Here is a 13,530-nt window from a genome sequence, read left to right on the forward strand (position 1 = left end):
ACGGTTATTTGCGGAGACGGTTATTCGCGGAGCAGACTGCCTTTCGCGGAGCGAAAGGAGACAAATGTAAAATTTGTCAGCTTTTAACATGTTAGAGCGGTACTTTGTAAGGTGATGGGGGTTTGTACTACTCTGATATTGGCTCAGGGGGGCCAGTCGATAGCCGGCAATATCAAGTTGATGATGGGACGAAAGGCAAGCCAGTGAGAGTATTAGTCATCGAGGATGATCCGGTATTGGGGCGGGCGATTTCCCAAGGGTTATCCGATCAGGGCGATCGTTGCCAGTGGAGTGACAATGGACTGAAAGGCTTGCAACAAGCTTCCCAGGAACGTTTTGATGCGATCGTGCTTGATCTTATGCTGCCCGACATGCCGGGGCTAGATTTGCTGCGAAAGCTGCGAAATGAACAAAACGATGTGCCTGTGCTCATTTTAACAGCCATGGGTTCTATCGATGATCGCGTCACCGGTTTAAACGCCGGAGCCGACGATTACCTGGTCAAACCCTTCGCGTTTGCTGAATTATCAGCTCGCCTGGACGCCATTCGTCGGCGAGCTTCCCGCGGGACGACCACGGCACTGCGAGTGGCTGATTTGCACATGGAATTGACCACGCGCAAAGTCGAACGCGAGGGGCGGGACATCGAATTGACCCCCACCGAGTTCCGTCTGCTCGAGTACCTAATGCGCAACAGCGACCAGGTGGTTACCCGCCGCATGCTGTGCGAACATCTGTGGGAAGCCGATTGGGAAGGCGTCACCAACGTAATCGAGGTGCACATTAACCGGCTACGGAGTAAGATCAATAAGGGGGATGAACCCCAGATGATCCATACTGTCCGAGGCAGCGGTTATGTTCTTCGCTCAACTTAAGAGCGCTGTGCGGTCCCTACGATTTCGACTCATGGTCTGGAATGCCGTGATCATGTTCATCGCTTCGTTGGGTGTTTTATGGGGCCTGCGCGAGGGCGTCCGCTATACCCTGCTGAGCGAACTTGACGACGATCTGCAGGACGATTTCGGCGAGATATCAATTGCCCTGGTCAATGTCTTCGAAGCGGATAACCCATTCTTTCACGCCGGTATGGATCGCAAAGCCCGCGGCCACAAACAACGCTCCTGGTTCTTGCAGCTAGCCGACATGCGCACCCCCGAAGAGCGGCAGGCCGAAAAGGCAAGTCAAGACCAGCGGCGTCGCGAAGAGATGGCTCGCTGGCGCGAAGAACAACAACGACGCGATGAGAGCCGCCGCAGTCGACGAGCCAGAAATCGACCGCCCTCAGAGTCCGAGCCGGCCTCGCCCCACACCGACTCGCCCCCAGCCAATCAACCGTCCGAAGACTCACCTGTTGAAGCGGCCGTTGAGCCTGCCGCCGATTCCATCACGCCTGCGACTAGCCCGCCGACTAGCCCAATCGCTGACGACCAGCCCAGTCCCGCCCCCGCCGCTCAACGACCGGCCATCAATGTCACGCTGATGAGTAGCCAAAGCATCGGCGATCCAGCCACGGACGAAGCAGTTCTTCAAGTCGACACCAGCGGCAGCACGGAACTTAAAGAGACAGGACCGCGCATCATCTGGCAAACATTTAATGTGCCCGACTGGACGTCAGTAAAAGTGCCTGCCGAGTTTGATGGATTTCGCTTGTCCGACGGTGTGCCTACGACGGTCGATCAATTTCGAGTGATGGAGCGGACAGTCAAGAACGCGCGAGGCGGTCCCGTGCGCGTCAGGATTGGAGCCTCTATTCGATCGATCCAACATTCGGCCGATACTACTGACCGCATGATGTTGCTGAATATTCTGGCTGCGATTGTGGTGGCACCGATGGGCGGTTATTGGTTGGCCTTGCGAGCGACGCGTCCGCTGCAAGCCATGATTCGTACATCGGATCGCCTGCGTCCACAGCAGATGGACGAACGATTGCCGATCAGTAACACCGAAGACGAAATCGATCAGTTGTCGCGCGCTTTCAATCGCTTGCTCGACCGTATCGCGGAATACCTCGTCAAGCGCCAAGACCTCTTGGCCAACTCCGCGCATGAACTGCGCACACCGTTGGCCGCCCTGCGTACCTCGGCCGAACTGGCGCTAAGTTCGGTGCGGTCACCCGAGCAATACTGCGAAGTGCTCGAGTCGATCGTATCGGAATGCGGCAACTTGGAACTGCTGGTCAACCAACTACTGTTGCTCTCAGAAACTGAATCGGCACACTATGACAGTCGCGGGGAGACGGTGGACTTTTCCAAGATCACCAGCGAAGCTTGCGATATGTTTGGCGCAGTGGCCGAGAGTCGCGACGTCCAGCTTCAGACCGATATCGCAGAAGGAATCATTGTTGATGGCAGCCGTTTGCATCTGCGTCAACTGCTGAATAACCTCATCGACAACGCGATCAAGTTTATACCCGGACAAGGAACGGTCACTGTCAGTCTGCAGGCTACCGGTCAAGGTCAACGCTTGATCGTCCGCGACACCGGCGTGGGTATAGCGGAGAATGAACAGAAACGTTTGTTCGAACGTTTTTATCGTGGAGACAAGTCCCGGCGACGCGACACGCCCACCCGTGGAACCGGATTGGGATTGAGTATCTGTCGCGCGATCACCGAAGCTCACGGTGGCACTATTGCCGTCGAAAGCCAGCCTGGAGTCGGCACCTCGGTCATCGTCACTCTGCCTATGCAAACGCAAAAATTGGAGAGCTCGTAGCCCCAGTGTCTCCTTTCGCTCCGCGAAAGGGTTCCTTTTGCGGAGCAAAAGGAGACTCTGGCTCAAACTAGCTGGCGATCGACTGTACCCTCCCGAGTACAATTTGCCGTACGATTCTGTTAAGCTCATGATTCGTAGAATGTGCCCCTAGTGCCTTTCGCGGAGCGAAAGGAGACTATCCTTTATCTTGAATAACATTGTCTATGTTGCTCGTTGAGAATCCCGTCCTGCAACGCGAGCTGCTAACTAACCTCCGAGCCAGTCGATCATTTTGGTTAATGTTGATCTATCAAGTGGCTCTCTCTGCAGTCCTCTTGGCGGCTTATCCCAGTGGCCAACGTGTGGATTTGACTAGTGATCAATCGGCCGCGGTGCAATTGGTCGATTTCTTCTTTCTAGGGCAATACATTATTGCTTCGCTGATGGCACCTACATTTGCTGCAGGAGCCATTAGTGGTGAGAAGGAACGCAAGACTTATGAGATGTTGTTGGCCAGCCCCTTGCATCCGTGGGCCATTGTCATTGGCAAGATGGTGGCTTCGCTGACTCACCTGGCGGTATTGATCGTAGCCTCGCTGCCGATTGTTATGTTGGCTTTGCCCTTGGGTGGCGTCAGTATCTACGAAGTGTTGGCCGCCTATCTATGGTTGATGGCCTCGGTCGTGCTGTTCGGTTCGATTGGCTTGGCCTGTAGTGGAGGCTTCAGACGCACAGCTAGTTCGCTGGTAGTTTCGTACCTGGCAATTCTTCCGCTAGTCATGATTGGCGTTTTGTTCTGGAGAGGCTTTAGCACCCAAGGCGATTTGCGGTTGACGATTTCGGCCTTCATCTTGCCGCCGATCTTCTTAGTCATAAGCGGCTTGTTATGTCGCTGGACCGCGCATCGATTGTTGTATCCACCCGACGTGGGCAGCGAAGGTAAAGACGTGATCGACTTGGAGCAAGAATCCAAGGAAGCGATTGGCATGGTGATTCAGCGCGATCAATTTCCAGATCGCCTGTTCGCGCCGCCGCGTCGTACGACGCTCATGCACGACAACGCCAACCCGGTCTACGACAAAGAGATCCACGCCGAACTGTTCAGCCAAGGTACGCTCATGTTGCGACTGGTCATTCAGATCAGTATGCTCCTGGCCATTCCGCTGATGGCTGTGACGTTATTCTCATTTAATCCTGACCAGCCGCCCGAACTGGTGCCCTGGTACATTTGTTATGTGTTGCTGTTTAACATCCTGGTTGCTCCGGTGTTTTCAGCCGGTTCGCTCACTAGCGAACGCGAACGACAAACGTTTGAATTATTGCTCACGACAGTCTTGGCACCCAGTCAAATCATGTGGGGGAAATTGCTGGCCGGGTTTCGCGTCAGTTATGTCTTGACGATGTTCTTGATGTGGCCGGTCGTGCTGGCTTTCGTATTGGCGTTACCCTTTTACTACGCGATTTGGATGTCGATTCTGACGTTCTTCATCATCGTGTTTGTGGCGGCTGTATTCAATTCCGTAAGTGCCATGTTATGTTCGGCACTCTGCAAACGAACTTCGGTAGCCATGCTGATGTCTTACGCCGTGCTGATTGGCGTCTACTTTCTGCCTGTGGCCGCTTGGTATTTGGCCACGAATGTCAGTGGCGATAACTCGCGCGTCATGGAGACGTTGCAGTGGATTGGCATCGGCAGCCCGCTGATGACTTCGTTCTGGGTACCGCTGGAAAACGATTGGGCCAAAGTCGACGTCTGGCATGGCTGGATGTTAGTAGCGCGTTACTTCGCCTTCAGCGCCTTGGCCATCGCAGCCATGTTCGGCGTGACCGCTTTCCTACTACAAAAACGCGTCGGCATGACAGGTCGGTAGCTCGCAGACCGTAGAGCAGCTGTCCCCAGCTGCTCAGCACCCGGCAAGTCGCTTGCCTGTAACGCTGGACCAGAGGTCGGAAGAGACTTTGGTTAGAGGGTTCGGAGCAGCTGAGGACAGCTGCTCTACAGCCCGGCAGCCGCTTTGGGGCGTTTGAGTAAACTTTTCTGCTTTGGCTAAATTTACGGCCTGCCCGCGGTCGATCTATCTAGAAGACGGGCAGGAAGCCGTATTCATCTACCGAAAGCTAGCAAAAGTGAAAACGAAGACTCAATGGATTGGGCTGGGCCTCAGCGTGATCATGCTCAGCCAAACAGGCTGCTTCACATTGTTGGGTAAGAAGCGATCGGAAAAGCTTGATACGTCGTATTTGCAAGCGGCAGGTTATTCGATTCCACCGGGCGGCATGCCGACTCCCACTGGCCAATGGGCTAGCGATGGTCAGTCGATCATCATGGAAGTCCGCAATCCTGGCGACAAGCCACACGTGGAACGCATTCCGTTGTCCAAAGACCGACCAATGTTTGTCGAGACGCTGGTCCAGGACGCCAAGATTCATGAGCGCGTCGGTGGAGTCAACATCTCTATCATGCGTCCCACCGGCCCCAACACTCCGCCGGTGCGCATGGACGTGCAAGTCAAAGACACGGGCAAAGTTAAGAACCTGGAAGAGAACTACGCGCTGATGCCTGGCGATCATTTGATCGTCAATTACGATCAGCGCACGACGTTAGAAATGTTCTTCGACTCGGTCAAAGGGACCTAGGCACGTGGGCCGTCCAATTCGAGATTAGTGCTCGATTCGGCTGACGCTGATCTGGCTGAAGGTTACGTCGGTGCTCGCATCGGCAGCTTCCAGCGCGATCGGGCCGGCCTCGAAACGGCAGCCGTGCCTGGGGTTGGCATGCTGGGCACGCGTATCTGACATGTCTTGAATCATCAAGCCATTGACGAACGTCGTGAACTGACCTTGATCGGCGATGATAGTTACATAGGTAGGCTCAGAACCATCGCCTACCAGTTCTCTGGCGTTGGTATAATCGCCTTTGGTGGGAATCGAGAGAGCTCCGGTTTGTTGTTTCGGATTCTCCTTGGGGTTGTACGGTCCGTGGTAGATCGGCATCTCGTAGCCTTGCAAAAGCTGGCCTGGTACACAGCGGAATAGAATGCCGCTATCGACGTCTGGTCGAGCCGTAGTGTAGACGGCTTGAATGATGACGTCTTTAAACTGGTCCTTGGTTGCCAGTTGAGCTGGGCCGCCTTGAATGTGCAGGCCATCATCGACGCTATCCACTTTTAAAGTGGTATCGGAATTATCGAGCGTTGTCCAAGCATCTTGCCAATCACTACCGGTGCTGATCTTTTCAGTATTCAACGGTCGCATCAACACGTTGCGAAAGTGAACGGTGCCCTCGCGATACTGCAAGCCGATGTAACCGGTGCGCAGTTTTTTGGGATCGGTGTAATCGACGATCTGTTTCTCGTCGAGCCACACGGTGACTTGATCGCCTTGGCAGATAACGCGATACGTGTGCCATTGATCGGGATCGACCGAGCCTAGCTCGGCCGGTTCGACTTTGTGTCGTTTGACCAGGCTGCCGGTGGGAAAGGGATTCTCAGGCGGAGCGATGTTCAGCTCATAGCATTCGCGTTCCACGTCGCGTGGGTCGGCCACGGTCCGTAGAAAGACTCCGCTGTTGGTACTGGTGGGGCATTTGAAGTCCACTAACAGCTCGAAGTCGCTGATCTTGAAACTGGTGCACAGCACACTCGGTTCTCCCGCGTCGGCAGTGATCATTCCACCATCGAATTGCCAGTTAGCGGACCCCATGAAGAACCAACCCAGGGGCGTCGAGCTGTCGTACAGCCGCACCCAACCGTCGGACAGTTGTGCGGGTGGCAAGCAGCTTTCCAGCAAGCTCTTGGCCTCAAATTCCTGCACCGCAGGGATCACTGCGGGACCTGCCAGCGGAATTTGGAGTTTCCCGATGCGAGCTTGTTCACCCCGGTTGGGCGGCAGTGCGTTCATTTCTTGCTGCGAATCCGAAGTCGGTCGTGCCAAATCGGACTCACTGGAACATCCCGTACCGGCAACCGGCAGCAGACATACCAACAGCGCAAGCCATCGCTTTACCATTGTGAACCTTGTGCGATAAGACAATTTCTGATGAGAGCTTCGGAGGGGCGATATCTTTATCTTAATTGCGCAACCCACATTTGTCTCGGCTCCGCCTTTTACAGGGAGGGCGAATGCTCGTAGCTGAGCCCAACACCGTCACGAACAACGGATGTTGTAGAGCAGCTGTCCTCAGCTGCTCGGAACCCTCTAACCCAAGTCTCGTCCGGCCAAGCGACCAAAGTTACAGCTGAGCGACTTGCCGGGTGCTGAGCGGCTGGGGACAGCCGCTCTACATCTCAGTGGTAGAACAGCTGTCCTCAACTGCTCGGAACCCTCTAACCCAAGTCTCGTCCGGCCAAGCGACCAAAGTTACAGCCGAGCGACTTGCCGGGTGCTGAGCGGCTGGGGACAGCCGCTCTACATCTCAGTGGTAGAACAGCTGTCCTCAACTGCTCGGAACCCTCTAACCCAAGTCTCGTCCGGCCAAGCGACCAACGTTACAGCTGAGCGACTTGCCGGGTGCTGAGCGGCTGGGGACAGCCGCTCTACATCTCAGTGGTAGAGCAGCTGTCCTCAGCTGCTCGGAACCCTCTAACCCAAGTCTCGTCCGGCCAAGCGACCAACGTTACAGCTGAGCGACTTGCCGGGTGCTGAGCGGCTGGGGACAGCCGCTCTACATCTCAGTGGTAGAGCAGCTGTCCTCAGCTGCTCGGAACCCTCTAACCCAAGTTTCGTCGGGCCAAGCGACCAACGTTACATCTGAGCGACTTGCCGGGTGCTGAGCGGCTGGGGACAGCCGCTCTACATCTCAGTGGTAGAGCAGCTGTCCTCAGCTGCTCGGAACCCTCTAACCCAAGTCTCGTCCGGCCAAGCGACCAAAGTTACAGCCGAGCGACTTGCCGGGTGCTGAGCGGCTGGGGACAGCCGCTCTACATCTCAGGAGGACCTTCGCCCTCCCGAGGCCAACGCCAAACAAACTTGCGGCCAGACTAGCTCTTGAGGTTGAGCGAATTCCAACTCGAGCTCTACGAGGTTAACGTCGGCCAGGATGTCCAGAGGCAGACTGTAACGAACTACATCAAGCTCCCCGCTAGTAGGCAGTGTCTCGGGGGAGGCAACTAGAAGCAATTGCGAGTTCAGCCGACAGTTCAGTTGCACTAGCGTGCCGCCAGCAGGCATCGCGACCTCGATGGCCAACTGGGTATCGCTGGCGATACCCGTGGGCCTATTGAACTTGCGCTGGATGTGCCAGCGTTTCTGCAGTCGGTCGCTGGCTTCGCGCACTTGCCATGGCGCAGGCAAGCGGATGCGATGCGTGGTCATATTCGATCGCAACCGGTTATCAAACTACTGAGTCACAAACTCGTTGGCCACCGACATCTGTTTCACTTGCCGCGTACTGATGTCTTCAATGCGTACGGAAACTTTAATGCCGCGCAGCTTGACTGGAAACGGAGGCGATGTCTCACGCTCAGCCGCCTCATCAACTCCACCCGTGCCATTGTTGTCGATGCCGTCTGTGCCACCATCAACAACAGTTCGACGCCAAACTGTACGGGCGGTAAGTGCATCACTACCACCAGAACCATTTCTTCGGGCGAGATTATCAACAGCAACCAATCCGAAACCAGCGGAAAGTTCAGCCTCAAGCGTGCCGTTTGATTCGTACGAGGTCGTCCAAGTGTCGAAGGTCGGTTGTAAGACAAGAGGCGTGACCAATGGTGCCGCAGAGTTATAAAGAACTTTTCCAGATTTCAATAAACCGTCTGAGTAACCTGTCCCAGATGAATTCAATCCGCTTAGTTCCGTGGACAACAGAAGGCTTCCTGAACCACCGGCAGCGATCGTCTTCCGCCCCCACATCAGGTCTACGTAACTGCCGTAGGAAACGATGTTTGGACTACCGACTGCAGCAGCAGGATAACCAGGATCGTTCGGGGTAAGCACCAGATCATCTGAGCCATCTGCGCCAGTGAATGCCCCGCTGTTCGTTGGTCCAGGAATTCCAATAACCGCAGCGCCGGAGTCATAACCCTTGACGTCAAAAGCCAAGACATTGGTCGCAAGAATGTCTTCACCTATTCTTGTATCATGCAAGACGTAACTGCGATGCAAAAAGTTTCCAGCCAATCCACCTGCAGTTCCTGGGTCCCGATCGCTGGCGCTAAATGCACCAAACTGTGAGTTCGGTATGGGATCCAAGACTAGCAGTGGCATGGTAGTGGAGACAGATCCTCCATACGGAGGCGCCGGAAGTACAAATTGATAGTGCGCGAATCGATTGGTGGGATTGGCTAGGTCTTCCAGGCTATTTGCTGCAACATAATCTTGGCCGCCTCCAAGCCCGTCACTGGAATTGTACACTCGGTGCATTGAGAGATCGCAGACTTGAAAAGCATCGGCCATGGCAGTTGGCGTATCGGCAGGAACAGTTAGCGAATTCAACGTTCCGGAAGCATTATTCAAATCCGGCCGTATAAGGAGAACTCGGTAATGTAATTGGTATCCGTCAGGAAACCTGTTCAAGTCAACGTCAAGCATTGCACCCGAAGCATCGAGTAAGGGCCGAGCAAAAACGGCAATTTCCGCGAGCTGCGATGTTAATGTTACCGTTCCAGTGCCTCCTACAACGACTCCCGGTACTTGGCCAGTAAACCAAGAATCGCCTGCACGCGCAGTAAACATCAAGATGTCATCAGCGTCGCCGAAGCGATTTGAACTGGCGCCCGCATACAGCCCCGCTGTATAATCCGTCATCGACCCATCAAAGTACTCGAGGTACCCACCACCGGAGCCTTGGTCGGCCGGTGGGTCGACGCGGACGGTTAAGTTGCTGAGGTCGTTGCGCAGGCGGAAGGTGACGGCTCGCAGCGTGTTGTTCATCTGCAGGGCAGCTCGGCCTTGCTTCATACTGTCGCCAATAATCTTGAAGACTTGGACCAGCGAGAGCATCATCAGCAGCGTGATGGCGGTCGCGATCAGCACTTCTAAGAGCGTAAAGCCGCGACGGCGACGCGCCGCACGAAGTCGAGTAGGCAGAAGACGAGAAGACATGAGGAGTTCCTTGTGAAGGCTGTGCCGCCGGTGTTGGTGTCCCGGCGCTGGCGGCCCCTGGTCGCGGCTAACTTACGAAACTTCACTTTTCTCCATCCACGTGTTGGATGAAGTGGTGATCTCGTGCGGTTACGCCGTTCCTTTCGCGGAGCGAAAGGAGACACTTGGGCCTCTCTAGTTTACTCCCCACTATCTTTATTGCACAACGCCGCGGGTTTTAAGTCAAGTGATTACAATCCAGGTTTCCCTGGTTTCCCCCAATTCTGCTGCAGGTCGACTGCCAACACATGCCGCACAAAACTGGCTGTTCGATCGCAGTGATGACCTTTGTCATGAGCTTGGCTACCGCCGGGGTAGGACTCAGCCAGTCGCTGTGGTTGGATGAACTGCATACCGCTTGGGCCGCGGACGGCCGATTGGGGGAGGTGGGGCCGCGGGCAGCCCTGGGAAATCAGTTGCCAGTTTATTTCTGGTGGCAATGGCTGGTCGTGCAGACAGTTGGTCAAAGTGAACTCGCGTTGCGGGCCACTTCGCTCATCGCGTGGTTAGCCATGTTGGTGACTTTCGCCACGTTTTGGGCTGGGGCGGCGCGCTCGCGCGCCCCGTGGTTTATCTTCGGCCCGCTGGCGGTGCTTGGGCTGGATCGCCTGCAAGTGTTCTTCGCCTCCGAAGCTCGGCCCTACGCGGTGCTGGCCCTGGTGAACTTGTTGGCCTGGTGGCAACTGGCCAAAGTGCTCACTACTGCTGGACTCGATTCGAACTGGCGATGGCAGGGGCGTCCTGTGGGTTGGTGGTTAGGGCTGAATCTCCTGGGCTTCTGGTTGCAGCCAACCATGGTGTTGTCGTGGGTTGCGCAAGGGTGCACGCTGTTGGCCATGGCCGCGGTCACTCGGCAAGTCGTCTGGTTCAAGCTCCTGCTGCTGGCCGTCAGTGTTTTCATCCTGGGCAGTGCGCCAGCCGGGTGGGTGCTGGGGGGCACCTGGCAAGCCCGCAGGGCCTGGGCAGCCTTTGCGGCCGATACCAGCTTGGGCAATGTCGTCCATCAACTACCGATTCTGCCGATAGCAGTTCCCGTGATGCTCGGCTGCTCACTGTACGCATGCCAGCGTGCGATACTTGGCGTGAGGCGTGTTTCAGGCGAGCGACTTGCCGGCTGCGGAGCGGCTGGGGACAGCCGCTCTACACCAGCCAATCACTTGAATTGCATGCAGTGGTTTTGGTTGTCCGCCTGGGCGATTCCGCTCCTGTTAGCAGTCGGGCTAACGGCGGCTGGGATTGCGCCGCTGATGCATCCGCGTTATCTGTTTGCTTCATCGCCCTTGCTAATCATGTGGGCAGCCAGCGTTATGCACCGCTGGCCCAGTCCGTATGGTTGGTGCACGGTGATCGCGATGCCGCTGATGTTGGTCGTTCAACAAGGCACGCTAACCAGCTGGAGTCGAGGCGAGCTGGCCGGCCCGCTGCGGGGCGAAGATTGGCGAGCCGTGCGGGCCACGATCCTCCAGTCGAGCGAACCTCAGCCGCTGGTCTTCTGCGCGAGCAGCTTGATCGAAGGCAACTCCAGCCAACACCACGCGGCACGTCTACCCGAAGACTTCGCGACGTATTTGTCGCTGCCACTGCAGAGCATCTATCGACCTGGCCAAAAGGCGCGAGTTATCGGACTGCTCAATGATCCTGTTACTTGGAGGGAGCGCATCGAGCCTCACATCGGTTCGGCCGGCTCCTGGTGGTTGGCGGTGCGCTGTAGACGTATCGCTCTGGACCGGCGCCTTCAGTTAGCAGGATTGAAATCGAGCGAGATCTACGATTTCGGTGGCGTGCAACTGATTCGCTTTCATCCGTAACCGATTTACCCCGTAGCCGATTTACCCCGTAGCCGACTTACCCCGTAGCCGAACTCGCCAGAGTTTGGAAGTTAGCGTCGTAGCCGAACTCGCCAGAGTTTGGATTTCGCCCAGCGCAACTGGTGCGGTTTCGCGAATAGCGATTACGGGTATACTGTGAAGCCTACAAGTGACCTATGTTTTCTTTTGATTCTTAGAAAGGATGTCCCGATGAGCAGCCAAGAGTTGGCCGATCGAGCTGCAGTCATTCGTCAACGTTTGACGCAGTTGCGGGACAGTCTTTGACTACGCTAGTAAAGCTTCTCACGTCGAGGCCATCGAAGCCCAAATGGCCGCCGCTGACTTCTGGGGCAATTCGGAGCGCGCCCAGCAGACCGTGGCCCAGCTGAAAGGGTTGCGCGCCGTGGTCAGTCCGCTGAAGGCCGCGCTGGATGCCGCGGCTGACCTGGATGGTCTGCTGGAAATGGCTGTCGAGGACGAATCCTTGGAAGCCGAAGTGGCTCAAGAGATTGTACGCCTGGAGCACGAGGTCGAGCAGTTGGAACTGCAAGCCATGCTGAGCGGGCCACACGATGCCGACGGCGCCATCTTGAGCGTGTACGCGCGGGACGGGGGTGTCGATGCCAACGATTGGGCCGAGATGGTCCTGAACATGTACATCGCTTGGGCGGGTGCACGTGGATACACGGTGGAACTGATGGATCGTCAGGACAACGAAGAGGCAGGCATCACGCACGCTTCGATTGCGATTCGCGGTCCCATGGCGTATGGCTATTTAAAAGGCGAAGAGGGCATGCATCGCCTGGTGCGTATCAGCCCCTTTAATGCGGAAGGCAAACGCCAAACCAGCTTTGCCGCCGTCGATGTTTCACCTGACATCAGCGATTCAACTGAAGTTGAAATAGCTGACAAAGATATTCGCGAAGATACATACCGCGCCAGCGGCGCGGGCGGCCAGCACGTGAACAAGACCGATAGTGCCGTGCGCTTGACTCACATTCCCACGGGAATTGTGGCCAGTTGTCAAAGCGAGCGCAGTCAACACAAGAACCGCGCCATGGCCTGGAAAATGTTGCGAGCGCGTATGGCTCGCGTTGAAGAAGAACGTCGCGAAGCCGAGCAGCTGGCCAAGTACAAGAACAAAGCCCGCGTAGGCTTTGGTTCGCAGATTCGCAACTACTTCTTGCACCCCGAGCAACGCGTCAAAGATTCACGCACCGAACATTTACAAAATAGTTTTCACGCTGTTATGGCTGGCGATATCCAAGGTTTCCTGGAAGCCTTCCTGCGTTATCGCATGGCCGAGAACGCTCCGTGAGACAGCCATCACCACCCAGGCCTACCGCGCCGGGTTATGATGGGTAGCAATAAAGGAACATAACTGATGACCAAAAGCGCTGGTCGAGCTCACGAACCGATGCACCTGGACGCTGGCAAACTGGGCCGCGTGGATTTCCATTGGACCGGTGACCGCTATCGGCATCAGTGGCAATTCCCTGGTGCGGGCCAGTCCAATGCGATGCTGCGTTCAGTTGAATCGACCGCCGACGCTATTTGGCCCATCAGTCCTCCACTGCAGCAAGTTCACTTGCAATCGTTCGATGATGGTCGCGAAGTGATCTTTGGTGTGGGCATGTCCGGCCGCGGTCATTGGTCGGCCAGCTTTACCATGGTTCCGGAATTAAAAGGTTGGATCGTCGAGTTCGCTTGCCGTTCGCCGCTGATCCCCGATAGCTTGGGCTGCGTTTATCAACACAGCCCTGACTGGACTCCGATCGGCGGCACTTGGCAGTGTGCCCTGGGCGAACTGGTTCTGACATTGGAAGCCATCTCGCCGAGCACCTTTCAAACTCAAGGCGACAAGCTGATCCTGGCCCCCGCCGCCTTGCCAACCAATACCCCCTCCACCACCCAGTGGGCTTATCGTCTGAAGTTGGCGTAGTAGGAA

10 protein-coding genes are annotated in these 13,530 nt (G+C 56.0%); 7 read left to right on the forward strand and 3 right to left on the reverse strand.

What is annotated here, in order from left to right; genetic code table 11:
- Window positions 1-122: 122 nt before the first annotated feature.
- The 4 genes from SH573x_RS01255 to SH573x_RS01270 all read left to right on the forward strand — a co-directional run bounded on the left by SH573x_RS01255 (window position 123) and on the right by SH573x_RS01270 (window position 5,328).
- On the forward strand, window positions 123-875 hold the full coding sequence (locus SH573x_RS01255) for a response regulator transcription factor (RefSeq protein ID WP_479352475.1): 753 nt from the start codon (window positions 123-125) through the stop codon (window positions 873-875).
- 31 nt (window positions 876-906) lie between these two features.
- Window positions 907-2,712 carry a sensor histidine kinase gene (locus SH573x_RS01260; protein WP_479352476.1) on the forward strand — a complete coding sequence of 602 codons (1,806 nt, stop codon included), beginning with the start codon at window positions 907-909 and terminating at the stop codon, window positions 2,710-2,712.
- Between the two features lie 203 nt (window positions 2,713-2,915).
- The gene (locus SH573x_RS01265; RefSeq protein WP_479356846.1) at window positions 2,916-4,562 is read left to right on the forward strand and encodes an ABC transporter permease; all 1,647 of its coding nucleotides are present in this window, start codon (window positions 2,916-2,918) and stop codon (window positions 4,560-4,562) included.
- 256 nt (window positions 4,563-4,818) lie between these two features.
- Entirely contained in the window at window positions 4,819-5,328 is a 510-nt protein-coding gene (locus tag SH573x_RS01270; RefSeq protein WP_479352477.1) for a hypothetical protein, read from the forward strand.
- A gap of 24 nt (window positions 5,329-5,352) precedes the next feature.
- On the opposite strand, the gene SH573x_RS01275 is transcribed toward SH573x_RS01270, so the two are convergent.
- From SH573x_RS01275 to SH573x_RS01285, 3 genes are all read right to left on the reverse strand, one after another.
- Window positions 5,353-6,699, reverse strand: a complete 1,347-nt coding sequence (locus SH573x_RS01275; protein WP_479352478.1) for a 3-keto-alpha-glucoside-1,2-lyase-like domain-containing protein — start codon at window positions 6,697-6,699, stop codon at window positions 5,353-5,355.
- Between the two features lie 918 nt (window positions 6,700-7,617).
- Window positions 7,618-8,004 carry a hypothetical protein gene (locus SH573x_RS01280; RefSeq protein WP_479352479.1) on the reverse strand — a complete coding sequence of 129 codons (387 nt, stop codon included), beginning with the start codon at window positions 8,002-8,004 and terminating at the stop codon, window positions 7,618-7,620.
- 24 nt (window positions 8,005-8,028) lie between these two features.
- Window positions 8,029-9,735 carry a PulJ/GspJ family protein gene (locus tag SH573x_RS01285; RefSeq protein WP_479352480.1) on the reverse strand — a complete coding sequence of 569 codons (1,707 nt, stop codon included), beginning with the start codon at window positions 9,733-9,735 and terminating at the stop codon, window positions 8,029-8,031.
- A 287-nt stretch (window positions 9,736-10,022) separates the two neighbouring features.
- Between SH573x_RS01285 and SH573x_RS01290 the strand changes: the two genes are divergently transcribed.
- From SH573x_RS01290 to SH573x_RS01300, 3 genes are all read left to right on the forward strand, one after another.
- Complete coding sequence (locus SH573x_RS01290; RefSeq protein WP_479352481.1) at window positions 10,023-11,582, forward strand: hypothetical protein; 1,560 nt, start codon at window positions 10,023-10,025, stop codon at window positions 11,580-11,582.
- A gap of 210 nt (window positions 11,583-11,792) precedes the next feature.
- A protein-coding gene (gene prfB, locus SH573x_RS01295) for a peptide chain release factor 2 (RefSeq protein WP_479352482.1) occupies window positions 11,793-12,900 on the forward strand; the annotation gives its coding sequence in 2 pieces (ribosomal slippage) (window positions 11,793-11,864 and window positions 11,866-12,900; 1,107 coding nt in all).
- A 66-nt stretch (window positions 12,901-12,966) separates the two neighbouring features.
- Entirely contained in the window at window positions 12,967-13,524 is a 558-nt protein-coding gene (locus SH573x_RS01300) for a hypothetical protein (protein WP_479352483.1), read from the forward strand.
- Window positions 13,525-13,530: the final 6 nt, after the last annotated feature.

It is taken from the genome of Rania fehmarnensis, from assembly GCF_056494185.1.

What these genes read in the sequence shown, in the direction of transcription:
- SH573x_RS01260 (WP_479352476.1), top strand. Translation starts at nt 907, where the DNA reads ATGGTCTGGAATGCCGTGATCATGTTCATCGCTTCGTTGGGTGTTTTA.
- SH573x_RS01265 (WP_479356846.1), top strand. Translation starts at nt 2,916, where the DNA reads ATGTTGCTCGTTGAGAATCCCGTCCTGCAACGCGAGCTGCTAACTAAC.
- SH573x_RS01275 (WP_479352478.1), bottom strand. Translation starts at nt 6,699, where the DNA reads ATGGTAAAGCGATGGCTTGCGCTGTTGGTATGTCTGCTGCCGGTTGCC.
- SH573x_RS01280 (WP_479352479.1), bottom strand. Translation starts at nt 8,004, where the DNA reads ATGACCACGCATCGCATCCGCTTGCCTGCGCCATGGCAAGTGCGCGAA.
- SH573x_RS01285 (WP_479352480.1), bottom strand. Translation starts at nt 9,735, where the DNA reads ATGTCTTCTCGTCTTCTGCCTACTCGACTTCGTGCGGCGCGTCGCCGT.
- SH573x_RS01290 (WP_479352481.1), top strand. Translation starts at nt 10,023, where the DNA reads ATGCCGCACAAAACTGGCTGTTCGATCGCAGTGATGACCTTTGTCATG.
- SH573x_RS01300 (WP_479352483.1), top strand. Translation starts at nt 12,967, where the DNA reads ATGACCAAAAGCGCTGGTCGAGCTCACGAACCGATGCACCTGGACGCT.